At 40.8% G+C, this 22,942-nt stretch carries 23 protein-coding genes; 19 read left to right on the forward strand and 4 right to left on the reverse strand.

The window, feature by feature from the left end:
* Positions 1 to 69 precede the first annotated feature (69 nt).
* From G3569_RS06645 to G3569_RS06665, 5 genes are all read left to right on the forward strand, one after another.
* Positions 70 to 588, forward strand: a complete 519-nt coding sequence (locus G3569_RS06645; RefSeq protein WP_165267344.1) for a hypothetical protein — start codon at positions 70 to 72, stop codon at positions 586 to 588.
* Between the two features lie 274 nt (positions 589 to 862).
* Positions 863 to 1,885 carry an IS110 family RNA-guided transposase gene (locus tag G3569_RS06650; RefSeq protein WP_165267345.1) on the forward strand — a complete coding sequence of 341 codons (1,023 nt, stop codon included), beginning with the start codon at positions 863 to 865 and terminating at the stop codon, positions 1,883 to 1,885.
* Between the two features lie 272 nt (positions 1,886 to 2,157).
* Positions 2,158 to 2,391, forward strand: coding sequence for a DUF2281 domain-containing protein (locus G3569_RS06655; protein ID WP_165267347.1), 234 nt, complete (start codon positions 2,158 to 2,160; stop codon positions 2,389 to 2,391).
* Between the two features lie 3 nt (positions 2,392 to 2,394).
* Positions 2,395 to 2,793: a type II toxin-antitoxin system VapC family toxin gene (locus G3569_RS06660; RefSeq protein ID WP_165267349.1), complete on the forward strand. Its 399-nt coding sequence runs from the start codon at positions 2,395 to 2,397 to the stop codon at positions 2,791 to 2,793.
* A gap of 704 nt (positions 2,794 to 3,497) precedes the next feature.
* Positions 3,498 to 3,845: a hypothetical protein gene (locus tag G3569_RS06665; RefSeq protein ID WP_165267351.1), complete on the forward strand. Its 348-nt coding sequence runs from the start codon at positions 3,498 to 3,500 to the stop codon at positions 3,843 to 3,845.
* Between the two features lie 520 nt (positions 3,846 to 4,365).
* On the opposite strand, the gene G3569_RS06670 is transcribed toward G3569_RS06665, so the two are convergent.
* Positions 4,366 to 6,093 (reverse strand): IPT/TIG domain-containing protein, encoded by a 1,728-nt coding sequence (locus tag G3569_RS06670; protein ID WP_165267353.1) that lies wholly within the window; start codon positions 6,091 to 6,093, stop codon positions 4,366 to 4,368.
* 195 nt (positions 6,094 to 6,288) lie between these two features.
* On the opposite strand from G3569_RS06670, the gene G3569_RS06675 reads away from it, so the two are divergent.
* Together G3569_RS06675 and G3569_RS06680 are read left to right on the forward strand one after the other, a co-directional pair.
* Positions 6,289 to 6,855 carry an ECF-type sigma factor gene (locus G3569_RS06675; protein ID WP_165267355.1) on the forward strand — a complete coding sequence of 189 codons (567 nt, stop codon included), beginning with the start codon at positions 6,289 to 6,291 and terminating at the stop codon, positions 6,853 to 6,855.
* 65 nt (positions 6,856 to 6,920) lie between these two features.
* Positions 6,921 to 7,181 carry a hypothetical protein gene (locus G3569_RS06680; RefSeq protein ID WP_165267357.1) on the forward strand — a complete coding sequence of 87 codons (261 nt, stop codon included), beginning with the start codon at positions 6,921 to 6,923 and terminating at the stop codon, positions 7,179 to 7,181.
* Positions 7,182 to 7,333: 152 nt separating this feature from the next.
* Here G3569_RS06680 and G3569_RS06685 read toward each other — a convergent pair whose 3' ends face one another.
* On the reverse strand, positions 7,334 to 9,223 hold the full coding sequence (locus G3569_RS06685) for an outer membrane protein assembly factor BamB family protein (RefSeq protein ID WP_165267359.1): 1,890 nt from the start codon (positions 9,221 to 9,223) through the stop codon (positions 7,334 to 7,336).
* A gap of 673 nt (positions 9,224 to 9,896) precedes the next feature.
* Between G3569_RS06685 and G3569_RS06690 the strand changes: the two genes are divergently transcribed.
* The 11 genes from G3569_RS06690 to G3569_RS06740 all read left to right on the forward strand — a co-directional run bounded on the left by G3569_RS06690 (position 9,897) and on the right by G3569_RS06740 (position 21,275).
* Positions 9,897 to 11,645, forward strand: a complete 1,749-nt coding sequence (locus G3569_RS06690; RefSeq protein WP_205720060.1) for a serine hydrolase domain-containing protein — start codon at positions 9,897 to 9,899, stop codon at positions 11,643 to 11,645.
* A 126-nt stretch (positions 11,646 to 11,771) separates the two neighbouring features.
* Positions 11,772 to 12,755 carry a hypothetical protein gene (locus G3569_RS06695; protein ID WP_205720061.1) on the forward strand — a complete coding sequence of 328 codons (984 nt, stop codon included), beginning with the start codon at positions 11,772 to 11,774 and terminating at the stop codon, positions 12,753 to 12,755.
* A 280-nt stretch (positions 12,756 to 13,035) separates the two neighbouring features.
* Positions 13,036 to 13,383: a hypothetical protein gene (locus G3569_RS06700; RefSeq protein ID WP_165267365.1), complete on the forward strand. Its 348-nt coding sequence runs from the start codon at positions 13,036 to 13,038 to the stop codon at positions 13,381 to 13,383.
* Positions 13,384 to 13,721: 338 nt separating this feature from the next.
* Positions 13,722 to 14,225 carry a hypothetical protein gene (locus G3569_RS06705; RefSeq protein ID WP_165267367.1) on the forward strand — a complete coding sequence of 168 codons (504 nt, stop codon included), beginning with the start codon at positions 13,722 to 13,724 and terminating at the stop codon, positions 14,223 to 14,225.
* A 333-nt stretch (positions 14,226 to 14,558) separates the two neighbouring features.
* On the forward strand, positions 14,559 to 16,004 hold the full coding sequence (locus tag G3569_RS06710) for a pyridoxal phosphate-dependent decarboxylase family protein (protein WP_165267369.1): 1,446 nt from the start codon (positions 14,559 to 14,561) through the stop codon (positions 16,002 to 16,004).
* A 274-nt stretch (positions 16,005 to 16,278) separates the two neighbouring features.
* Positions 16,279 to 16,632, forward strand: coding sequence for a VOC family protein (locus G3569_RS06715; RefSeq protein WP_165267371.1), 354 nt, complete (start codon positions 16,279 to 16,281; stop codon positions 16,630 to 16,632).
* Between the two features lie 184 nt (positions 16,633 to 16,816).
* Positions 16,817 to 17,698 carry a TlpA family protein disulfide reductase gene (locus G3569_RS06720; protein ID WP_165267373.1) on the forward strand — a complete coding sequence of 294 codons (882 nt, stop codon included), beginning with the start codon at positions 16,817 to 16,819 and terminating at the stop codon, positions 17,696 to 17,698.
* Between the two features lie 561 nt (positions 17,699 to 18,259).
* Positions 18,260 to 18,958, forward strand: a complete 699-nt coding sequence (locus tag G3569_RS06725; protein WP_205720062.1) for a DUF5694 domain-containing protein — start codon at positions 18,260 to 18,262, stop codon at positions 18,956 to 18,958.
* Positions 18,959 to 19,043: 85 nt separating this feature from the next.
* Positions 19,044 to 19,826 (forward strand): hypothetical protein, encoded by a 783-nt coding sequence (locus tag G3569_RS06730; protein ID WP_165267377.1) that lies wholly within the window; start codon positions 19,044 to 19,046, stop codon positions 19,824 to 19,826.
* A gap of 316 nt (positions 19,827 to 20,142) precedes the next feature.
* Entirely contained in the window at positions 20,143 to 20,604 is a 462-nt protein-coding gene (locus G3569_RS06735; RefSeq protein ID WP_165267379.1) for a GNAT family N-acetyltransferase, read from the forward strand.
* Positions 20,605 to 20,804: 200 nt separating this feature from the next.
* A complete protein-coding gene (locus G3569_RS06740) occupies positions 20,805 to 21,275 on the forward strand; it encodes a hypothetical protein (protein ID WP_165267381.1) in 471 nt (156 codons plus the stop codon).
* Between the two features lie 23 nt (positions 21,276 to 21,298).
* Here G3569_RS06740 and G3569_RS06745 read toward each other — a convergent pair whose 3' ends face one another.
* Entirely contained in the window at positions 21,299 to 21,763 is a 465-nt protein-coding gene (locus tag G3569_RS06745; RefSeq protein ID WP_165267383.1) for a hypothetical protein, read from the reverse strand.
* A 166-nt stretch (positions 21,764 to 21,929) separates the two neighbouring features.
* Positions 21,930 to 22,316: a response regulator gene (locus G3569_RS06750; protein ID WP_165267385.1), complete on the reverse strand. Its 387-nt coding sequence runs from the start codon at positions 22,314 to 22,316 to the stop codon at positions 21,930 to 21,932.
* A gap of 185 nt (positions 22,317 to 22,501) precedes the next feature.
* On the opposite strand from G3569_RS06750, the gene G3569_RS06755 reads away from it, so the two are divergent.
* Positions 22,502 to 22,891, forward strand: coding sequence for a response regulator (locus G3569_RS06755; RefSeq protein ID WP_165267387.1), 390 nt, complete (start codon positions 22,502 to 22,504; stop codon positions 22,889 to 22,891).
* The last annotated feature ends 51 nt before the right edge of the window (positions 22,892 to 22,942 follow it).

The raw sequence follows: 22,942 nt of genomic DNA on the forward strand, positions 1-22,942 counted from the left end.
CTCCGGCGCCTGCAGCTGTAGCGCCATCCGTTAGGGCAAGTAATCAATTTCCAAATTTTAATAGCTTTTATGTCAAATATTGATCTAGATGAAGTAAAAAAATCTGCCGCTGAAGTCATAGTAAACTGCAGCCTCATTGAAAAAAAAGTTAAAAATATTCTATCCAGTTATATCGATTCATCTAAGAGCTTTTTTATAAGTGAGATACTTCTTAACAATTCATTTATTTCTCTAGCTAAAAAATTTAAGCTGCTTGGATATGTTATTAGAAAAGAAGACATCAAAGTGAATAGTGATTTTCGGAAATGGTGTTTTATCCTAATGAGTAAAAGAAATATGATTGCTCATTCCGATAGATTGTTGGAAGACTATGCAATCGTTGACGTTGATGTCGATGCAGGTCCAGAAGGTGTTGAATATTTTCCGGTTTATGAAGATGCTCCTCCTAAAGTATCAACTATTGAAAACGGGAAATTTAGGTTTGAAGAGGTCGAAAAAACCTGTAAAGATTTCGACAAATATTATGAGAAGCTTGACAAGGAGTTAGATAAAATTTCGCACCAAATTAAAAGACTTAATTCAAGTTAATAACTTGCCCTAACCCGCGCATTTATTAGACTACCCTACCAAGTTGAGATGTGCAAAACCATCTCTCATATTTAACAATACCAGCACGGCGGGAGACAAGCTAGCCCGCGCATAAGGCCTAGAGCCTAACGCCCCAGTCAGTCCTCCCGCCGATGGTATTACCAAAACCTAAATAGCATTCCAGCCGGGATTACTCCCAGGCATTTAATAGAGTCAGGTTCCGTAATACAGTGCTGGTATTATCAGCATACCATGAATAAGATGAGCATTTGTTATGGATACTACAACTCCTACTCCCTATCAGCTTTTCCTGGGCATCGACGTCTCAAAAGATACCATCGACTGTTGGCTGCGTCCCCGAGGGGAATACAGCCAGTGGACCAATCGCGATGAGGGCTTTCAGCGATTACATCGGTGGCTAAGCTCCCACAACTGCCCCCAACAGCACACCATCATCTGTATTGAAAATACCGGTATTTACAGCGAGCGTCTGTTGGCCAGCCTCACCCGTCGGGGCTGGAAATGCGCCCTGCTTAAAACCACTGCAGCCAAGAACGTTGCCCCGGAGCACCATCGCAAAGACGATCGCTTTGATGCCCGCCTGCTGGCCGAGTATGGCGATCGCTACGCTGATAAGCTCACCCTGGCATCGCCCCCTCAAGAGCGTGTTAAGCGGCTTCACCAGCTCTACGCGGAACGACAGCGGGTAATTGCCGCACGCAGTGCCACCCAAAATCGCAGCCAACAAGCCACCCACGCCCAGGTACCCTCTGCGTTGCTCGAGGAGCAGTGGCAGCAACAACTGCAGCTATATAAACAACAAATTGAACAACTGGAAGATCAGATCCACCAGCTTATTACCACTCATCAGGGACTGAATCGATATTACCAGCTGCTGCTAAGCATCCCCGGCATAGGAAACGTCACCGCCTGGCTGTGGCTTACGTTGTTTTATGGACAGCAAACCCTCAATCACAAAAAGATTGCCTCACGGTTTGGGTTTGCCCCGCACGGTCACCGCTCCGGCACTTCGGTACGAGGTCGGACCCGTTCCTCCGGACATGGCAATAGTCAGATGAGGAGCTGTATGACCATGGTGGCCCGATCAGTAAGCCATCACCACGAACGGTTTGCCCGTTATAAACAGCGCAAACTCGATGAGGGGAAACCGTGGCCAGTGGTTCGCAATAATCTGATCAATAAAATGATTAAAATTATCTGCGCCATCTGGAATAGCGGCCAGCCGTACCAGCAGGATTATGAGTCTCGTTTTGATCGGCAAAAAAATGCAGCATAATACTTGACAAAGTCATAGCATTCAAGTGGGACGTGCCTCGCTCACCTACGCTTCAAAACCAAAGCTTCGGTGAGCAGGCCACTGCCAACTTCTGGCTTTTTAACTCTCCGTTTGTTATTTAATAAATTAACATTCATTTGCCTGCACCTTATGCGCAATGTCGTTAGGCCCACCACTCAACTTTCAATTCTTGGTAAGCTTAATAAAAGATTTTCTGCTTTTTGGCGTTGTTTTATTACTTTTAATTAATAGTTGAATTAAATAATACCGATATGAGTAAGAAGCCAGTTTTAGACAAATTTGATAAACTTCCTCCTGAAGCAAAAAAAGAAGCTAATGACTTTGTAGAGTTCTTATATGATCAGTATGTCAAATCCACTTCTAAAAAAACAAAGCAACCTATCTCTGAAAGTTCTTTTGTCGGGATGTGGAAAGATCGTTCTGATTTAAGCAATAGTTCAGCTTGGGTAAAGAAACAACGCCAAACCCAGTGGACTAAACGCTAAGTTATGGCTGACCAATTTATTCTTGTTGACACAGATATTCTCATTGATGTCAGTCGTGGTATTACGCAAGCCATTAAAACACTTGAAGACCTACAACAAGACCATATTCTCTCAATAAGTGTTGTGACACAAATGGAATTGATGGTCGGTTGCGAAAACAAAAAGGAGTTCAAACAACTGGAGAACTTCTTAAAACGATTTAAGATTATGCAACTTTCTGTGAGCATTTCAACGAAAGCTGTTGAACTCTTCAAAGAATACCGTCTTAGTCATGGTGTTTTGATTGCTGACATGCTCATTGCATCTACCTCCATAACTCACGAAATCGAATTGATTTCTAAGAACCAGAAAGACTATACCTTTATCGAGGATTTAGAACTTAGAAAATATATTAAAGAATAGTGCTGGGCCTAACCAGCGCATTTATTAGACTACCCTACCAATTTTTAGTTCCTAAATTTCTGTAGCACATTTTGTTTTTAAATCAACGCCTAGCTGCACGCACCTTATGCGCAATGTCGTTATCAGCGGGCAGGCCTGTGCCTTTTTGTTTTCTTGGTACCAACAACTAAACTGCAATCGAATTCATGGCAAACCTTGCGTCGGTTATGCACAATTCCGCCATATTGAAACGTTTTTTATTTGGATCCAACAATCCCTGTAGTTCCAATATCTTTTTAGGATATGAGAAAACGGATCAACTAATAGATTTTTTTGAGAGGGATCTATAAATCTGAATCTCAGCAGCGATAAACAGGCTAAGAAACATTTAGAGAATGCCCGAGACCAGCTAAAAAATCCTTAAATCCTTCTAGTCATATAACAATGTCTTTAATCGGACAATTTTGCGTTTTTCGGCTCAATAACGTTGGTCTTCTCGCCGCTTAAGCCCTGAGCCATTCATCACAAAAAAAGTCCAATAACATTTTCAGTCAGCCGATTTTTTGGGTTGATATAATGGAATTTCACATGTCTGTGTGGTGATATTCAGGATGAAAGATATTTTTTTACGGGTGATGAAACGTTCATCAAAAACAGGTTAGTCCACATGAAGGCACACAGGTGGTCTAACTTAAAACCCATTGTGCCAAATTAAGGAGAGAATTATGGAAAAGTTAGAAGGTGATCTTGGCGAATTCTTACAAAAAAGCATCGAGACTGAGGAAACAGTTTCAGATTGCGTAAATTTCAACTTTGACATCAAGATATTGAGCGTCAAGGGGAAATTCTGCAAATCTGGAATTTTAGACGTCACAGTTACAGTAGCCGGAGTTCAAATACAACACTTACAAATAGATCTTTCGGACGGTGAATACTGTAACAAAGTAAGTGTTGGCGTCGAAGAGGTGCGGTATTGTTTTTATGTGAAGAAGAATTGCCTTTACACAAAGGGCTACGTCGACGGCTGGTTTCATCCTAAAGAAACTTGGGATGAAAAAATAGTTTGTATCTAGATGTAGTTGAGGCCTAATAAATAATTCCAGCGGACGGGATTGGCTTCCGCTTAACCTCGTTCCCAACCACCCGGTTGGGAATACCATAGCGGGCCACCCGATCCGAAGGAAAAGCTGTAAGGAATTTCTTTATCCTTCAGTAGTAGGTCTTTTGGCAATTCAGACTGATTAAGGCTAATAATCGAGTAGGCGGCTCCGCCCAAGATTGAGCGGAGTGCGCCTCTCACATCATCGTACGTATGGATCGCGTATGCAGCGGTTCACTAACCATCACTCCAACCGTACTTTTCACCGATTGAAACTATCCCAACCTTTCATCCGGGGCTATAGCGCTGCTGGAAAACTATCCGTAACGCCCTTGCAGTTTACTTAATGATTCAAAAACCCAATCCCTTCAAAAAGGAAAATATCAGGCAGACCGTTACCTGAAGATCGCAGTACTAGAAATATTTCGACATAAAAAAACTGCTGCATCCTGCGAGGGTGCAGCAGTTTAGGAATGGAGCTATAATCAGCGATTTTATTTGGGTGTTCCCCAGTCCGGCCCGCCGTTGCCGCCCGGCATAGGTGCCCCACCGGCTGTCATCTTATATAGTTGAACTCCCGGCACCCATTTTCTATTCGACCCGTCGGGCATGATATAGGACAGGTAGGTATCACCGTCACTGTCATATTTACCATGAAAAGCGATATAGGATCCGGTCGGTGACCACGTCGGGTGGTACGACTCTTCGTCAACCAACAGCGTCATATTACTTCCGTCGGCATCCATCACATAAATTTTACGTGGTTTGTAGCCGGTGTTATCATCCAGGTAGGCATGGAATGCTATTTTAGAACCATCGGGAGAAATACTTGGTTCACGATAGGCGTAACTATCGTTTGTCAACTGTTGGAAATCACTACCGTCTACTTTAACTGTACAAAGCTGGGTGGCGGCGGCGCCAAATCCCTGGTCACAACGGAAGAGAATTTTACTGCCATCAGGGAACCAAGCCGGGCTCTCAACGCCATCGGTATTTGTTTTATCGGTAATTTCAACCTCATTGCTACCATCTGCATCCATCAAAACAAGATTAGCCGAACGGACAAACGCAGTTTTTTTTCCATCGGGAGACCATGCCGGAGTACTCGCATTATCGGCCAGTTTGGTATTGCCGGAGTTATTGGCATTGACTTTCCACACAGAAGGACTATTCTGATTCATCTGATAAATCAACTGCGTTCCATCTGGAGAGATATCAGGCAGCAGCAGGTTGTTATCACGATCTCGCCTAATCAGCCGCTTATCGGTACCATCAGGATTGATCACGTAGAGTGCCTGATTACCGGTACCGGAATGGGTTTCCACAAACACAATCTTTTTGCTCAGATCATTTTCAGTACCGCCCGTTGATGTACAAATCACCTCCATCGCTACCTTGGTAGTATCTCCCGCTGCCACATCACCATCCCTGGGGTTGGATCCACTCACATCACAATTATCAGCCATATTGGTAAGCTCAACGGTATAGGTATCTGGCGATAGATCCTCAAAATAAACGGTATCCTCGCTGGCAGTACTTTTGCCGGTACCCGCATTGGTGAGAGTCACCATATAACCATCCTGGTCTTTATCTTCACCAGTTGTTTGAACGATAAATTCGAGTGTACCCTCCGTTATAACATCAAAGTCTGTTGGGCCGGTAGCAGTTTTCCCGTCTACAATCACTTTAACAGGCCCATCTGTGGCTCCGTCGGGTACCTCTGTAACCAGCTCCGTTTCCGATGCCTGTTTTACTACGGCATTTGTACCATTAAAAGTGATATTGTTCTCAGTAGCAGTTACACTAAAGTTCATTCCAGTGATGACCACTTCCGTACCTACCGCCCCGCTTTCAGGATTTATAGCTTTAATGCCGGGTGATTGCTCCTCAACAGTAAAAGCCGGGCCTTGGGCCGTCATCCCTGCTACCGATACGCTTACAGAACCGGTGGAAGCGCCATCCGGCACGGTTGTCTTAATTTGAGATGTCGTAGCAGATTGTATCTCGGCCGCTGTACCGTTAAAGGATACGCTGTTTGAGGCTGGCGATGTGCTAAAATTACTCCCGTTGATCGTTACAGCAGTCCCGACGGGACCGCTTTCAGGTTGAATGCCCGTTATATCGGGCGGTGCTTCTTCACTTGAAGTTGCCTTCTTACAGCTTGTGAATGCTACTGTAAGGAGTATTAATAGAAAAATTATTGGAGATAGTAACTTCTTCATAGTTTTCTTGTTTGGGTTCATGTTATATAGAACAGCATGATGATTAGGTATTTTCAAATTGTTTTTTATTGTTGCATATTTGTAGTATTTGATTCAAATCATCTCGCAAATAGTTCGGGCTTCTACTTATACTAGGCGCAAAATAAACGCAAGAGAGGCTCACTACCAGCTCAACAAAAATGGAGACGTAATTAAATGGATGAGATAACCGCTATTCTGAGAGAATCCACAGATAATCCCGATGCTGCATATGACAAGCTGATGCCGCTTGTGTACAATAAGCTTCGTAACATTGCAGGTATGCGGATGAATAAAGAGTCGCTGGGACACACCTTTTCCAAAACTGATCTGGTTCATGAGGCCTATATCAAGCTGGTTGATATCAACCAGTTAAAATGGCAAGGCCGTGCCCATTTTTATGCTGTGGCCTCCCGCTGTATGCGACGTATTCTTATCGATTATGCCCGCAAGAAGAACTCTCAAAAACGGGGCGGAAAGCAAGAGCCTCTCACCTATCTTGATCACCTTTTTTCTGCTCACAAACAGGCCAAGTGGCTGATTGACTTGGATATGGCCCTAGATGAACTGGCTGATCGTAACGAACGATTAGCACAAGTGGTTGAGTGCCGTTATTTCGGAGAGATGCAGATCGATGAAACTGCAAAGGCCCTAAATATATCCCCGGCAACCGTCAAACGTGACTGGAAAAAAGCGAAAGGCTGGCTATACCACCGGCTGCGAAGTGATATCACCTCTAAATGACCTCTCTAGACTGTTATTTCCGCCTGTAATAATAAGAGCTTAAACCCAAACTACATCTCTCCCCTATGGAACCGCGGCAATGGGATTTTATCGAATCAGTGCTGGATGAAGCACTGGAACTGCCCAAAAACAAGCGAGAAAGCTTTGTATGTAAACAGTATTCCGATACCGGGCTCCGCAAGCGAATACTGCAACTACTTAATTCGATAGACCAAGCAGAAAAAAACCAGTTTCTTGAGCACGGTTCTTCCGAAAATGAAGAATTATGGGAGGAGATGAATCCGGAAGATCTATGGGATATTTCAGGTTTGGGCCGACCTAAATAACTTGCCTGCTGTCTTGGAAAAAAGGGCCAAACAGAGCAGGCTTTGGAATATTCAACCATATTTTGAGATACGCTCAACATTGCTGGAACAAATAAAAGCCCCGTCTGTAATTTACGACAGGGCTTTTTGTTGGCACTATGTAACGGAAAAAATTACTCCATCCGGTAGCTCTTTAGCCCCGTTGGAGTTATTGTCATCAGTAGCTGGGATCTTCTTAATGGAGCATATCCCATATTATAAATATTGCCTCTTATCCGCTGTTCCGGGCGCTCGAGGGTAAACGCTGTGACCTTTCGGTTAGCTTTAAGATCATACACATATAACGTCTGCTTTTCAGAAAGCAGTTTCTCGGTCATGGCGTAATAGTACCGGTCATCAAGCCGGTAAGTTTGCAGTCGGCCTGCATATTCGGCCCCATATTCTGCCTTAAGACTGTCTTTACCGATCATTGCAAAACCGTTTTGACCTCTCACCAAAATCTCGTTTGTCCCCTTCTCATGGAGCATATAGATGGTGCCCACATCCGGATCTTCAAGGGTACTCTCTGCCATCACTTCTCCGCTGTTCAGGTCAAACTTGAAGACTGAATTTTTGCCAGCAGCCCATCCTTCCCTATCCCCGTAAATCACGTTTGAGATATGCTTTGAAAATGGCTCAGTATAAGACCAGAGCTCTTTCCCGGTATCCTTGTCAAAAGCATACATTCCCAGCTCTTTAGTACCACCTACAATATTTCCTTTAACGCCCAACCCCTCATCAGGAGTGTTCATCGATATTCTGGCAAGTACGACATCATCCCGAACTAACAGGTCACGAATATCCGGCGTCTTTTCCAGTACCGGGCTTTCCCATACCACTTCACCCGTGCGGTAGTTAAATTTGGTGATTTTTTTGTCGGGCATACCAACGACTCGTGTTCCGGCAGGGTTCACAGCATACACAAAATCTCCTTCAAATTGTGGTTCAGCCGTATCTCTGGTTTCCATTATACCGTATTCGCCCCCCATTGCACTTGCAGTACGTGTTGTACCCATCATGTTGCTATCACGAGTACCAAAATTTCGCGTCCCCTTGTCGGAATTGAACAGTTCTACAGAACCTCCATAAAAGCTGATATGCACGAGGTTATCAACTTTTTTAATGCTTCGGACCTGCTCCTCACGTCCCAGGTATTTGGTGGCCCACTGTAGCTTACCGGTGTCGGCATCAAACAGGTAGAGCTGCTTCATGGTCTCCTGGGCGTCTGCACTTTTGATAATATCTTTAAGTCCGGCCATATCTCCGGCTACCAGCAGCTGATTAGTTCCCTCCAGGTAGGTTACCGCGGCAATACCAGTACTACTCATATCTTCTGTCTCCCAGTGCTTCTTGCCGGTATCAGTATCGATCATCTGGAAATTACCATCTACTGTACGGAATAAGAAAGCATTCTTTCCGGGCACCTCTGCAATCATGCCGTCAATAGCACGTGTCTGAAGCATAACATTCGTGAGTACATCGGCCCCCATTGCCGTCTGGAGTGAGGATTGGGCAAGCAACTCTACAGCAAAATTCGCCTCATCACGAAACTTCTCCAGGTTCCAGGGTAGCTGGGTGGAGGTCCATTTCTCGGTACCGTCAGCAGGTTGTATGGCCCGGATGGTTCCCTCATCTTTGCTTCGATCGAACAGAAGAAGAACCTCTGATCCAGGTAAAAACTTATGCCAATATCTTATGCTCACATCATTTTTTGCAGATAATGGATTTTGTACTGATTCCTTTATCGCCTTGCCAAATGCTGCAAAAACTCCGCCACTGTTTTTCCTCACTTCGTTTACAACTGCCGCTCCCTTTCGATCTTCAAGAATCAGCAGGTCCTCCTCGTTTTGTAATACTGCGTAAGCATCGCCCACTAATTCCGCGCTGGTAAACAGTTGCCAGTCAACAGATTGGTTCCATGCTGTAGCAATGGTGGCTTTTTTTGTTGAAGCACATCCCACGGCCAATAACAGGCCAGCTATAGATAATGCAGTTATAAATATTGGTCTTTTAATGGATTCCATGAGCCCTTATTTTTCATTTTCGTTATTGCTGTAATTGGTATCTACTCCTATAGGCGAAAAAGAAACCTATTGTAGCTCAAAAGAAACGGGATTACATGGACAAGATGTCCAATGCGGTCTCATCTGCTTGTTCGTTTATTTCTTTTTTAAATATCTCGCTGTAACCCTGCCTCCCCTCCTGTGGGACAAGTCTGACGACCGGCCTCAATAATAAAACTTGGATTCACCTCTCTTCTTGGCCCGGCAAAATCTACTGAAATCCAAACCAGGTCGCTTAGCTACTTTGGCGTAGTGGACCACCAAATCGGTATGTTATAACTTCAAATAACTAAAAGGAATCGTAACTATTTTCTCTAAAAGGAGTATCCCAGTTGTGAAATTGTTCTACTCTCTAAACCAACATGACAAATACTTATAATTACTCCTCCATGGAAAGAGTAATTTTTATACTCCCATTTTTCCTTTTCATCAATTCAACAGCATATTATCATTCCAATAATTCCTGTTTAACCTATAATTGTCGCTATTAGTTTTTTCACTTCTGATCGTTATTCAACAGATCAATATTCATCCTTGCGCAGTTTATGTCCAAGATCGTTAATTTATCAATCTTCTCAGCTTCCTTGTGAAAATATTTACTGCTACACTTCTTTTGTTATTTATACTGCAGCCCTTGAAAGCAGAAACTAATGAGTCCGAGCTCGATGATAAAATCCGTAAACTACTTGCGGAGCAAAAGTTAACAGGAATTGTATGGTCAGGTTACAGTCATGACGGCCCTATAATGGGTGCGGCTGGGATGGCTAACATTGCCAACGGTATTGAAATGTCGGTTGATACCAAAGTTAATGTTGGTTCTGTGACCAAGACCGTCCTGGCACTGGGCGTGTTAAGACTGATTTCAGAAGGCCGGCTTGCCCTGGACGCCAACGTTGAAAAACTGCTGCCTGCGCTCAATTGGCAGAATTCATGGGGTGGTGCGACTCCAATTCGGGTACAGCACCTATTGGAACATACTGCCGGGCTTGATAATATTCGGATGTGGCAATTCCTCAATACAAAAGTTACACCGGACACCCCACTTAGCGACGCCTTTACCTCATCCCATGATGAGTTATTACAAGTGCGAACAAAACCAGGTAACCAGTATTCTTATTCCAATATGGGATATACCTTACTGGGTATGATCATCGAAACAGTAACGAAACAACCTTATGAAGATTATCTGAAGCAATCACTGCTTGGACCGCTTGGTATGAACAACAGCAGCTTTCATTTTATAACCCAAGCAGAAGACCCAAGGCTGGCTATGGGGTATCTTGAACAAGGAGTACCACAACCGTCTGTGCCAATTTATTTACGTCCGGCGGGACAATTTACCACTACCGCCCCTGATATGCTGCGACTACTCGAATTCATGCTGGGAAATGGTACCATCAATCAGCGGCACTTTATTTCGCCAGAACTTATGGCAATGCTCGGTAAACCATCATCCACAAAAGCATTTAAGGAAGGGCTTGATATCGGACATGGCCTTGCTTTAGCTTCGAGAGATCGCCATGGTGTATTGAGCTATTGCCACCCCGGAACGACCTTTGGTTTCAGGGCATATCTGTGTTTATATCCGGAAGAGGATAAAGCATTTTTTTATGCTATCAACACGGATAATGAAAAAGCAGACTATGAAAGATTTAATCAACTATTCATTGAGCAGTTGGAAGTAAAGCCGGTGAAGCAGGTCAAAACAACATCCGTGCCAAAGGATTTATCTGATTATACCGGGCTATATGTACTTTCGCCGAACAATATGGCCCAATTTGCTTGGCTTGATTGGATGTTTAACTCTATTTGGCTCAGTGAACAAAATGGGTACCTTGTAATAAGGTCGCTGCAACAGCCTGAACGCAGACTCGAAGCAATAAACACAACATTATTCCGGGATACAAACAGGCAGTTGGCCTCGCATATATTTATCACAAATGAAGAAGGAATAAAGCTGAGCAATGGCCTGAAGACGTATCAAAAGGCTTCACCCTTTTTACTGCTTATCAATTGGGTAGGGTTAATATTGGGATTGCTCGGATTGGTATATATTCTTCTTCGTGGCACTTGGCTTGTCCTCCATAGAAAGCGCACTATTCCCACTGCTTTGCTTTTGCCGTATCTAAACATAGTTTTATTTGCTGTCCCTGCCTACCTTTACTTCCACCAGCACTTTTTGGAATTTGGTAATAAAACAGCTGCAAGTATATCCCTCGCTACCTTCACCGGAATGATACCCATTGTGCTATTGATTTCTATTGTCTTGATGATAAAAAATAAACCTGCGAATAAATTCGATTATTTAGGACTTGGGGCACTCTTACAGCTATGCCTCGTTTTGGTGTATTGGGATGTTCTACCAATGATATTCTGGTCATGAAACAAAAAACTGACAAGAGAATAAACAATGAATATGCTATCAACTTATATAATATTGGCATCAATATTGATAACCTCCTATGGTAGCAACCAGGAAATGAAGCCTACGGGCTGTGCTGATATAAAGATGAACAAGAATCTAAACTATGAAGACATAATTCATGGGATAGACAATAAGCTGTTGTTACAGACAACTGAGCGACCTGACTCAAATGGAGCATTATCAAGAAATAAAGAGGGTTATTTTAGCGTACGATTCCAGATGGGCATGTCTAAATTGGCTGATATAGCAATCAGAAATAAAAGAACAGACGCACTGCAGGAGTATATTAAAACTTTGGAATACGCTTTTGATCATCAAAATCCAGACGGGAGTTACAAATTAATTCTGCCAAAAAATGTAACAAATGTCCCAGCTATAGATGCACCAACGAAAGGTGATTCTGTAAGTGCTATTGCCTTTTTCGGTTATTCTCTGGGCATTAGCCTTAATGCAATAGAAGAATCAGGCTGGTTTGTCAATAAGAATGATATCCCTCAGATTAAACATGACCTTGAGTCATATAGGTCAAATATAGACAAAACATTAACCTACTTAATGGACCATGAAAATATATTGAGACAAACAGATGCTGATGCTCCGAACAGATTACTTTTCGATGCCATTGCATTTTATACCTTGGGGAAATATACCGGAAATACCAAAGCTCAATCACTGGGAATTGATTTTCTAAATCTCGCACTTAGCTCTACGAATCGAGAGGAAGGATATTTTATTGAAAATGGAGGATGGGATAGCAGCTATAACGGGGTGGCAGTTAAACTTGGATTAGAACTGTTTTCAATTCTGCCTGCAACTCATTCCTCAAAGGATTTGTTGGCAAGACGTCTTGCATGTGCAACAAAATGGCAAGAATCAAGAATTTTAGCGAGTGGTGAAATATCTACGGATGGAAATACTCGAGTTTATCCGGGTGGCGAATCTTTTTTAGGTACAGAAAAAGAGGTTGATGTTGAAAAGACGATAAGAACATTCTATTACTCTTCGATACTTACCGATAACAAAAAGTACAAAAAATTAGCAGCCGGGGTATTAGACTATTACCGATAAGCAGTATGATGAGTGAGCTCTTTTTTTCATCCTCATCAGTCCTTTTTCCATATCCCCTATTACGTTCTTACTACTTTGCACCTCATATACCTGTCAAATGCGCACAACTTTGAAATATAATGACTGCAACTAAAGTAATAGTATAACAAGCACATAAACAAAGGGACGCAAATATACCTTTAATTTTAGGTGTTGCTAATTTCACATTTTCATTCGATAATAAAGGTATAATCCCCACATCCTTATACGCCGGTCGCCGGTGTCTAATCTAAACTGCGCTATGGATTCTACTGTACAACAACAGAAAAACTTTGCAATCGAATTTGCAAGAAAATTGGCATCACAAGACTATGGGACTGCTTATACCATGACCGCCACCGGTTATAAACACAGCACCTCATTAGAGGATATGCAAAATAAGTTTGAAGTGATCGTGACAGATGATTGGAACATTGGTCAAATCGTTGCTGGGGAGTACATGGCGTCTTGGCCAAACAAACAGCCCGAAGATCTTGGGTGGGTCTATGTTGCCATAAGCGGCGACCTTTACAGTGAGGCCATCACCGTAACTATTTGTAACGAAAATGATCAGCTCAAGATCAGAGAAGTTGAGTTCGGCCGACCATAGTGGGCAGACATCCATAGTAAACTCACTTAAACACCCCTTAGGTAAAGGAAGTCATGAACCGAGGATGTTTGTTAATTGCAGTATTTAATGAGTAAATAGAAAGTAGCCCGTCGGAGCACGAGTGAACATCCTATGAGAAATTAAAAGTACTATAATCCACAGCTTATTATAACACCGCTAAATACAGCTACAGGAAAGTTGATATACACACACTACAAATTTGAATTGCGGCGGATCTGTTTGCAATTCATCTACTGTCTGTTAAATTGTGAACTCAGTTTCACCTCAGTTATCTGCGGGTCATTAGCATATTTCTATCTACTCTAACATTATTACCCATGAAGAACCTTACTGCAACCGGACTTCGCCTGATTGCTATCTGGGCTTTACTACAGGCTTTAGGTTATATTCAGTTTCTTCCGGTTTATTTCACAGATCAATACCAAAATGTGAATGCTGCCGGTCTGGGAATGCTCATTGTATTTCTTATTTATATTACTGCTGCTGCAATACTATTTTTCAAAGCCCCCGCAATTGCGATAAAAATGAGCGGGAACTTTGAAGAGCCACAGCTCCAGATAAATAATTATCAGAAGTTTACAGCTATTTTGTTTGCAGCGGTGGGCTTACTGATCTTTTTTAATGCCCTCGAAACCTTCAGCTATAGTGTCGGAAATATTTATAATGATCGGGCTATGAATCCACAAGCTCCTAATCGCTTATTCAGAGAAATAAGAATACTCCTGTTCGGTGGAGGTATTCAAATAATATTAGGAGCTGGCTTATTTGTTGGCGGCAAGAAAATCGCAAACTGGTGGCACAATTTCAGAAACTGGACCTGAAAGGCTGTTTTATATAGATGCTTTAAAAAATCACCATCCCAAGGCAGGCTGCAAGAAAGCTTTGCAAAGCCCGGCATGTCATCCTGAATTCAGTTCAGGATCTCGGTTTTAAGACTAATAACTGTATATAAGATGCTGAAAAAGATACTTCGACAGGCTCAGTACATGGTTCAGCGTGACAAGATATGACTAGTTTTGCAAAGCCCCTGCAAGAAGGTCCTTTCGTGGCTGTTGTCCTTAAGTGTTTTATGTAGCCTAGAACCCTATATCGTTTAAGCACAGGGGCAAAACATATTCTTTCTTACTAATTGCAAAACAAAACAGATTATTGAAATGAACCAACAAGAATTACCTGCTAATGCTTTTATAGATCCATCAGGATTCAATAAAAAATCAATTGAAAAATTCCTGTCTAAAGCTTTACATCGCATTATTTCTCTCATTTCATCTTCAGACACTCGTTCTGCGATCCCCGAAGAAATTAATATTTCTACCCAAACTATTCCCGAAGAATCAATAGGTGATGAGCAATTAATTGATCAGTTGGAGACTATACTTTTAAGCTCTATGAATCCCTCACATCCCGGATGGATCCCGCATATGGATCCACCCCCTACCACCGCTTCAATGATTAGTGATTTTGCGGCGGCATCTGTCAACAATAATATGCTTAGTGTTGAAATGTCGCCTGCTTTTTCCAGATTGGAACAACAAGTTATACACAAAATATGCCAACTGTTTAATCTCGGGCCAAATGCGTCAGGGGTGTTATGCAGTGGCGGCAGTCTTGCAAACTTACAAGCATTGGCCGTTGCGAGAAATGCAAAACTCAAAACCCAAAAAAGCGGCATTCAGACATTGTCGCAAAAGCCTGTACTATTTGCCTCTGAGGTAGCACATACTTCTATCCAAAAAGCGGCAATGGTGTTGGGGTTAGGGCAAGATTCGGTCCTAGCTATTTCGGTCGATTCGCAATCGAGAATGATTGTTGAGGAACTAAAAACTGCCTTAAAACAGGCAAGAAAGGAAGGAAAAACTCCTTTTTGTGTGATTGCTACTGCCGGTACAACAACTACAGGAAATATTGATCCACTTGAAGAGATTGGCCAAGTATCCCAAAAAGAAAACCTGTGGTATCATGTTGATGCCGCTTATGGTGGGGCGTTAGCCTTTTCCGATACTTACAGAGATAAACTTACTGGAATTTCCGATGCTGACTCTATTACCTTTAACCCCCAAAAGTGGCTGTACGTTGCCAAAACATCTGCAATGGTTCTGTTTAAAAACCAAGACCAATTAGTCGAGAATTTTAGCATTGGTGCGCCATATATGGAAGAAGACGAAGACCTTATTAACTTGGGGGAAATCAGTTTACAAGGAACACGCCATGCTGATATTCTAAAACTATGGGCTTCATTTCAGCATATCGGTAGAAAAGGCTTTCAGCAATTAATTGATGAAAGTTATCATCTAACCAACTTTCTCCATGACAAACTTAAAAGAGTTGATTGTATACAGTTGGCCAGCACTCCGGAAATGAATATTATCTGTTTTCGGGGCCAGCCAGAATGGATCTCTTCGTCAGCTTGGGACAAATGGAATAAAGGGTTACAAGAGTATATACTTGATAAACATGGTATTTTCTTCTCCTTGCCAACCTATAGAAACAGTAAATGGCTGCGAACAGTTATTCTCAATCCCTTTGTAGACAAGCAAACAATAAAAAATATAAATCAAGGTATTACTTCTTACATAGAAGAAACTAAAAAACAGACTTAATAAGCGATTTAACCAAGTGGTCCCTGCCTTTGCCATCTAGCGCTATCGGCCAAAAATATTTCGAAGCCAGGTTTCCTGATTAGCTTTTTAGTTCTTCATTCATTATTTAATAATTCTCATTCATCTGTGCATCGTCGTAGGCGCAAGTGCGTTTTATAAGATAAAACCAAGAAAGCTTATCAAGCCATGCCATATAACTAATGCTTTAACACAAAGCCTATCGAGAAAGACCGTTTTATAACAATAATAGAATTCTTAATTATAATTACTCTATATGTCAGTTAAGAGAATAGTCCCCAACATTGAATCGGAAACTCCCCAGAAAAGCATCGCATTTTATGAAGAATTTATAGGACTAAAAATTGCAATGGATATGGATTGGATTATTACTTTTATATCAGAAAGAAATCCAACTTCCCAAATCAGTGTGATCCGCCATGATGGTTCGGATGTGCCACACCCGGATGTCAGTATTGAAGTAGATAATGTTGATCAAATGTTTGCAAAGGCAAAAAAACAAAATATCAAGATTGTATACCCCATCACTGATGAACCTTGGGGTGTTCGCCGTTTTTTTGTTTCAGATCCTAATGGAAAAATCATCAATATTTTAAGTCATCTTGAATAAACCAACATATGTAGCAGTATTACCAACTCATTACCCCACCAAAAACTTCTCGTAAACTCCCAATTTCGATTTGCCCGGTTTCCATCGTACATTTTAACTAATCTGAGGATAGAGACACACGGCTTATTCACCGTGTGCATATTTTTAAATACATATAATCGGGACTATTAAAAAGGAGAGCATTATGAGATACCTAAACATTATCTTTATATCATTACTATCGACCTTTCTGTTGGTTTCCAGTACTATAGGCCAAAATAAAAAGAAAGATCTACAGGGCGTTTTTGTAGATCTTACCAAACATGAGGGCTGGGGGCCGTTTTCTCCCAGAGAAGAATTTGAACCGATATACTATACAGGAACGTTCTCTGTCGGCGGTACAGAGTACAAGGTATTTCAACTGAAACATAAAAGTGATCCATATGAAGAACGTTTTATATTTCGTAAAGTAAATTCAGAAGTAACATTTACAGAAAAAGAAGGTGGAATAATATATTATCGCAATGATGAAATTAACCTCGCAGGTATTACCTTTGATATTTTTGGCTATTCTAAACGAGCTGATCAGTTTGTTCTTATCGAAAAAGAGAATGTAAATTATGTCCAAAGAGGTTTAAAGCCCGGCACAACTGCTCCTACATTTAAGGCCAAGGATTTATTTGACCAACCTATTTCTTTGAACGATTATCAGGATCAATATGTGCTGTTGGATTTCTGGGGTACTTGGTGTGGGCCTTGCCTAAGTGAAACTCCTTATCTAAAAGAAGCACACAAAAAGTTTGGGGATAAGGTGCAATTCATAGGAATTGCTGTTGATAACAAAAAGCGGCTTATCAAATATTTAAAAGAACAACATATCCAATGGCCCCAAATTTATATTCCCCGGGATTCAAAATCACAGGCTCCACTTATTCAAAAATATAACGTATACGGATATCCAGCTATGTTTTTAATAGATCCGAATGGTAATATCATAATTGGTCCTGAACAAGAGCATAGACTACGTGGAGAGTCACTTTCGGAGACCTTGCGAAAAGTATTATCCCAAAAAAATACCAGAAAATAACGATAATATAGAAGCAGACTAGTTTTTTAGGATCCATTTTTATACAGATGGTTCAAGTAACGACATTTGAAAATGAAATAGAGAAATACTGAACAGGCAAGAACGTATACCCGGGCAATTTATCTCTGGGACTCCTTTTCAATGTTACTCAACGTCATTATGAAACTCATTCTGCCGTAGTAGCGGTTGTCCCGTTTTACCAACAAGTGGATTACCTAAATTGAAGTCTTTACTAGGTCATACGGTGGAAAATTGAGGCATTGAATTCATTCAGCTGTTTGCTCAATCCTTCAAGTGCAATCAATATCATTGCCCGATCACGGCTTCCCAGGGGTATTGTTATCGTAGCATCTATTAATTAACCTTAGCTCTTAGTATTAAATCATCATTTATGAAAAAAGAACAGGTGTAATGAGGTATTTTAACGTATTTATATTTATAGCGAGCATCTTTTTTCTAATTTCTTGTAATAACAGTAAGTCCGGTAACAGGGCTAACAATACCCCAACTCACGATCAGCCCCATCCAACAATCCCGGTCCTCAATTTTGGAACCTTTCACATGGGATTCACCAATGATGCAAATAAAACAGAATTTGACGAACACGACCGAAAAAACCAGGAACGGGTGCATAAGATAGCCGAAATGCTTTCTGAGTTTGACCCAACCGTCATTCTGGTTGAACAGGAACCACAGTACAACAAACAGATACAGAAGGAGTACAAGAGCTATGTTGAAAATCCTGATACCGTTTTTACGAATCCATCTGAGATAGAACTTCTGGCCTATGAGTTAGGAAGACTCAGTGGAACTGAACGAATTTATGGTATTGATCATAAAATGGGATATAACTACAGGATCGGTCACGAAATTAACAATACGGTTGACCCCGAATGGTACAACAGGTACTATAAAGACCCATTAAAACATTATCCCTCGGTAGATCTGAAACGAGACAGCTTAAGCCTGTTAAAGAAGCTACAGTATACCAATCGCGATCGATACCTCGATTTTCTCATTGCTGCTAATACCGATATGCTCACTCATGCCGGTACCGACGGTAATTTTGAAGGAGCTGATGAAGCTGCCAAATATTATAAAAGAAACCTGAGAATGTATTTAAATATGAATCGTATTGACCTTACAAAAGAGGATAGAGTCTTTATCCTGATGGGAGCAAGCCATACAGCATTTTTCAGAGATTTTATGAGCAGAGATCCAAAGTATAGGATGGTAAATACCTTTGACTACTTGAAATAAATGATGGAAAATATACTGGCTTCGATATAACAGCCAAAAATACTTCATGTGACAAATTCTACTGGATAAAAATAGGTACTTAAACATGAAACGTATTCATTTATTCGAATTCGAAGATTTTAACTGGTACCCGGACTGGTTGCGAAGATCTACTAATCGATTGATCATCGTTATGCACACTCTGCTTGGTACTGCTAATAAAGTGGCAGAACTACTTGCTCCAATAGTGAGGAAAGAGGATTCAACTTCTATTGTGGACCTATGCTCCGGCAGCGGCGGCCCGATGCCGAGAGTGCTACAGATCCTTCAGAAAGGATATGATATACAAGAGATCAACCTAACGTTAACTGATCTGTATCCGGATCAGTTAACTGCAAACGCACTTAATTCAAAAAGCGGTAATAACATTAAGTATCTAACGACTCCTGTTGATGCAACACAAATAGATAGAGAGCTAAATGGGATAAGAACTATGATTGGAAGCTTTCATCACATGAAACCGGATGAGGCGAGAAGTATATTAATATCTGCACAAACAAACCGTAAACCGATCTGTATTTTTGAAATAAGTGATAACAGTACTCCAATATGGCTTTGGTGGATCGCCTTCCCCATCAATTTTATTATGACGTTTTTTATAACCCCCATGGTCCGCCCCATGTCTTGGCAACAGATTGTCTTTACATATATCATCCCCATTATTCCGATCTGTTTTGCCTGGGATGGAGCAGTTTCTAATGCCAGAACCTATACCCTCGATGATTTTGATGAGTTATTACATGGTATAGAAACTGAAAACTACAGGTGGAGAAAGGGAACATTTGATGGCAAAACCAAGCAGATATATATACTGGGTATTCCTGCTTGAAACATTGATTTTTTTAAACGATAAATATACACAGGAACAGTGACATTTGAGGATTAAGACCGGTACGAATCCCTGTCAAAATACGGTCCTCCACTCCGACATTTATCATTCCTTTCTGTTAATGCAACTGTTATGCAAATCACGGTATACCGAAATCATTCTTTGACAAATTTTAGTAATAATGAAAATAAAACCGCTAAAATAATACCCCATTCAAAACCTTACCCCTTAACAAATTTTTGGTTATCCTGCCTAGAGAAACAACTTACAGATACTAGGTCTCTAAAAAACATAGTATTAACCAGCACCCTCAATAATGGAAGTACGAGAATTTCAAAAGGCCGATATTACGCAGATTGCCCAGCTTTTCCATGATACCGTACACCATGTGAACAGTAATGACTATTCAAGGGAACAGATCAACGCTTGGGCTCCTGATGATATCTACTTTCGTAACTGGACAAAAGAATGCTCTCGTAAAAACACCTTTGTAGCAGAAAAACAACACATTATTACAGGCTTTGCTGAGCTGGATGATAATGGTTACATAGATTGTTTTTACTGTCATATGGACTATCAAGGCCGTGGAGTTGGAAAATTACTCTATCAGGCGATTGAAGAAAAAGCAATTGAGCTGAACTTGGAAAAAATATATGTGGACGCAAGTATCACTGCTAAACCTTTTTTTAAAAGGATGGGTTTCTCTCCACTGCGGACTCAGGAAGTAGAAATACGTGGCCAGAGATTTGTGAATCACAAAATGCTCAAGCAGCTATAACAGAGCTCCTAAAACGTTAACACAAGCCCCAACATGATTTTATCGACTATCTATCTCCTATAAACTCAGCTAATCTGTATTTTTAATACAATACTTCATCTGGAAATCGCATTAAAAAAATCCAATTGGCTTGTCATTTTTTCAGCGATTAAATATATATCGATATCGGGTTAATAGTAACCAGATCACTTATTATCTATATGGAAAAATTTGAACTACAAGTTGATACCAGTACCCCCTATATCAAAATAGTTCGGTTTATCGGGGCTCTTATGCTTGGTTTTTTCATCGGAGTAATTGCCATAAAATACAAAATAGGTAGCCCTATAGATTGGCTAAATGCATTTACAGGAGCAGTACTTGCTACCCTATTTGCACTTTATCCCGGCCCTGCTCAAAAACAAAGACTAACTATCGATGAAGATTCTATTGCACTGCACCAAGCCCCAGCTTTATTTGGTAATGACAAAACAATTAAATGGGAACATATTTCTGCTGTTGGTATATCTGGAAATCATCTTCAAATTAGAACCAACAATGGTTCTAACCAAAAAATAAGGTTACCGCTTTATACCAAAAAGCAATACCAAAACCTTACGAACTATTTATCCCAAATAACAAAAAAGAAGCAGCTTACATATACTGGAAAGAAACAGAGTATCGGAGGATAAGACCATTATAAACGAAGGAAGCACTACTTAAGTACACCCTTACGTTTTTTATAATTAATCCACCGAACACCAAACCGTTTCATATTTACTTTGTCACGAAACTCTTTGGCTGTCTCCATAGCTTCATCATATTTCTTATCGTACCCCTTTTCGTCGGGTACACCTACCTTAAAAGACTTTACCTTTTGTTCATCTTCTTCGTCGATATAGCTAACCCCCAGGTATACTACACCATTTTTGGTGGTTTTGTGGATCCCCAGTTCCCCGGTTACACTATTCTTGTATTGAATCTTTTGATCAGGATTACGAGCAGTTTCTTCCCACTCTTTTATCCAGTTGTCGCGGTATTCGATCGCTTCTTGTTTCGCTTCTTCCCAACTGTCGTAATTACGCCGTCGAAAGCGCTTACTAACCTTACGGTGGTCGCGTTGAATACGGACCCAATAGCCGCGAAAATTTTCGTCGTCTACTTTAGTGATATTTTTCATTAGTCTGACCCCTAAACTTTAACCTAAAATGCTTCTTATATTTAACCTAGTCGTACCCTACCCCCCCAAATATATAAATAAAATAGAAATTGCCCACATTTTTTAGTGAAGCAATATTAATTGGGGTAATTTTTTTCTTACGCTAAGGTATTAATTAAGAACGAGATTATGCAAATATTTTTTTAACATTTGCTAAAATAGAGGTGCGATCCAGTGGTTTTTCAAAAAAATGGTCGGCCGGAGTTCCTTCTACTTTTTTTATAGTAGCTTCGTCATAATGTGAAGAAATAAAAAAGAACGGAATCTGCTGACATTTTTTGTCTGCATATATTTTGGATATGAGTTCAAATCCATCCATTTCAGGCATTTCAATATCTGATATTACTAGAGCAGGAAGCTCATTTTCGAGCTTTTTAATCAACTCTACCCCATTACGAAAGGTAGCTACCTCATATCCCTCATGGCTAAGCACCTTTTCCAAGAGTATCACCTGAATTTCTGAATCATCTACAATAAAGACTTTTTCCATTTCACATGATTTATAATCATACATTGAAAACAGCTCTCTTTTGAATAAAGATATAAATACCGCATATAAGCTTCGCTTAGATTCTCCTAATTAAGAGCATTTTAATTATCATTTATATATAAATTCGTTTAAAACTATATTTGTGGATTGTTTTAGTTCTTCTATTTTTGCATTATTGTGGAAATAATAACTCGCAGATATAACACTTCATGGTTTCAGATATATCTACTGACGCAAAAAAAATCCTTATCGTTGAAGATGATAATATTCAGCAGATCATCCTTGAACGTATGATAGCACAGATGGGGCATACTGTTATTGGATCAAGTGCCGAAGGTGCAAAAGCTATTGAATCTGCATTACGAATCGGGGCTGTTGATCTCATTTTAATGGATATCAACCTGGCCGATGAGATTGATGGTATTGAAGCTGCCAAAGAGATCAGTAAGCACCGTAAAGTTAAACTGATCTATATTACCGCATCTGATGATCCGGAGAAGCTTAAACGGGCTCAAGAAACCGATTTTATCGCCTATCTGCATAAGCCCATTTCACAAGATATCCTTGAGAATACCTTTGTAAAAGCCTTTCCAGAATAATTTTCAGATCATACGGCAATGAGCTTATAAAGCAATTTCACTGTTAAAGAT

The sequence above is a fragment of the Fodinibius halophilus genome (genome assembly GCF_011059105.1).
Classification (GTDB): Bacteria; Bacteroidota; Rhodothermia; order Balneolales; family Balneolaceae; genus Fodinibius; species Fodinibius halophilus.

Excerpts from the sequence above, each read along its gene's own strand:
- G3569_RS06645 (WP_165267344.1), top strand. The coding sequence starts at position 70 with ATGTCAAATATTGATCTAGATGAAGTAAAAAAATCTGCCGCTGAAGTC.
- G3569_RS06650 (WP_165267345.1), top strand. The coding sequence starts at position 863 with ATGGATACTACAACTCCTACTCCCTATCAGCTTTTCCTGGGCATCGAC.
- G3569_RS06655 (WP_165267347.1), top strand. The coding sequence starts at position 2,158 with ATGAGTAAGAAGCCAGTTTTAGACAAATTTGATAAACTTCCTCCTGAA.
- G3569_RS06660 (WP_165267349.1), top strand. The coding sequence starts at position 2,395 with ATGGCTGACCAATTTATTCTTGTTGACACAGATATTCTCATTGATGTC.
- G3569_RS06665 (WP_165267351.1), top strand. The coding sequence starts at position 3,498 with ATGGAAAAGTTAGAAGGTGATCTTGGCGAATTCTTACAAAAAAGCATC.
- G3569_RS06670 (WP_165267353.1), bottom strand. The coding sequence starts at position 6,093 with ATGAAGAAGTTACTATCTCCAATAATTTTTCTATTAATACTCCTTACA.
- G3569_RS06675 (WP_165267355.1), top strand. The coding sequence starts at position 6,289 with ATGGATGAGATAACCGCTATTCTGAGAGAATCCACAGATAATCCCGAT.
- G3569_RS06680 (WP_165267357.1), top strand. The coding sequence starts at position 6,921 with ATGGAACCGCGGCAATGGGATTTTATCGAATCAGTGCTGGATGAAGCA.
- G3569_RS06685 (WP_165267359.1), bottom strand. The coding sequence starts at position 9,223 with ATGGAATCCATTAAAAGACCAATATTTATAACTGCATTATCTATAGCT.
- G3569_RS06695 (WP_205720061.1), top strand. The coding sequence starts at position 11,772 with ATGAACAAGAATCTAAACTATGAAGACATAATTCATGGGATAGACAAT.
- G3569_RS06700 (WP_165267365.1), top strand. The coding sequence starts at position 13,036 with ATGGATTCTACTGTACAACAACAGAAAAACTTTGCAATCGAATTTGCA.
- G3569_RS06705 (WP_165267367.1), top strand. The coding sequence starts at position 13,722 with ATGAAGAACCTTACTGCAACCGGACTTCGCCTGATTGCTATCTGGGCT.
- G3569_RS06710 (WP_165267369.1), top strand. The coding sequence starts at position 14,559 with ATGAACCAACAAGAATTACCTGCTAATGCTTTTATAGATCCATCAGGA.
- G3569_RS06715 (WP_165267371.1), top strand. The coding sequence starts at position 16,279 with ATGTCAGTTAAGAGAATAGTCCCCAACATTGAATCGGAAACTCCCCAG.
- G3569_RS06720 (WP_165267373.1), top strand. The coding sequence starts at position 16,817 with ATGAGATACCTAAACATTATCTTTATATCATTACTATCGACCTTTCTG.
- G3569_RS06725 (WP_205720062.1), top strand. The coding sequence starts at position 18,260 with ATGGGATTCACCAATGATGCAAATAAAACAGAATTTGACGAACACGAC.
- G3569_RS06730 (WP_165267377.1), top strand. The coding sequence starts at position 19,044 with ATGAAACGTATTCATTTATTCGAATTCGAAGATTTTAACTGGTACCCG.
- G3569_RS06735 (WP_165267379.1), top strand. The coding sequence starts at position 20,143 with ATGGAAGTACGAGAATTTCAAAAGGCCGATATTACGCAGATTGCCCAG.
- G3569_RS06740 (WP_165267381.1), top strand. The coding sequence starts at position 20,805 with ATGGAAAAATTTGAACTACAAGTTGATACCAGTACCCCCTATATCAAA.
- G3569_RS06745 (WP_165267383.1), bottom strand. The coding sequence starts at position 21,763 with ATGAAAAATATCACTAAAGTAGACGACGAAAATTTTCGCGGCTATTGG.
- G3569_RS06750 (WP_165267385.1), bottom strand. The coding sequence starts at position 22,316 with ATGTATGATTATAAATCATGTGAAATGGAAAAAGTCTTTATTGTAGAT.
- G3569_RS06755 (WP_165267387.1), top strand. The coding sequence starts at position 22,502 with ATGGTTTCAGATATATCTACTGACGCAAAAAAAATCCTTATCGTTGAA.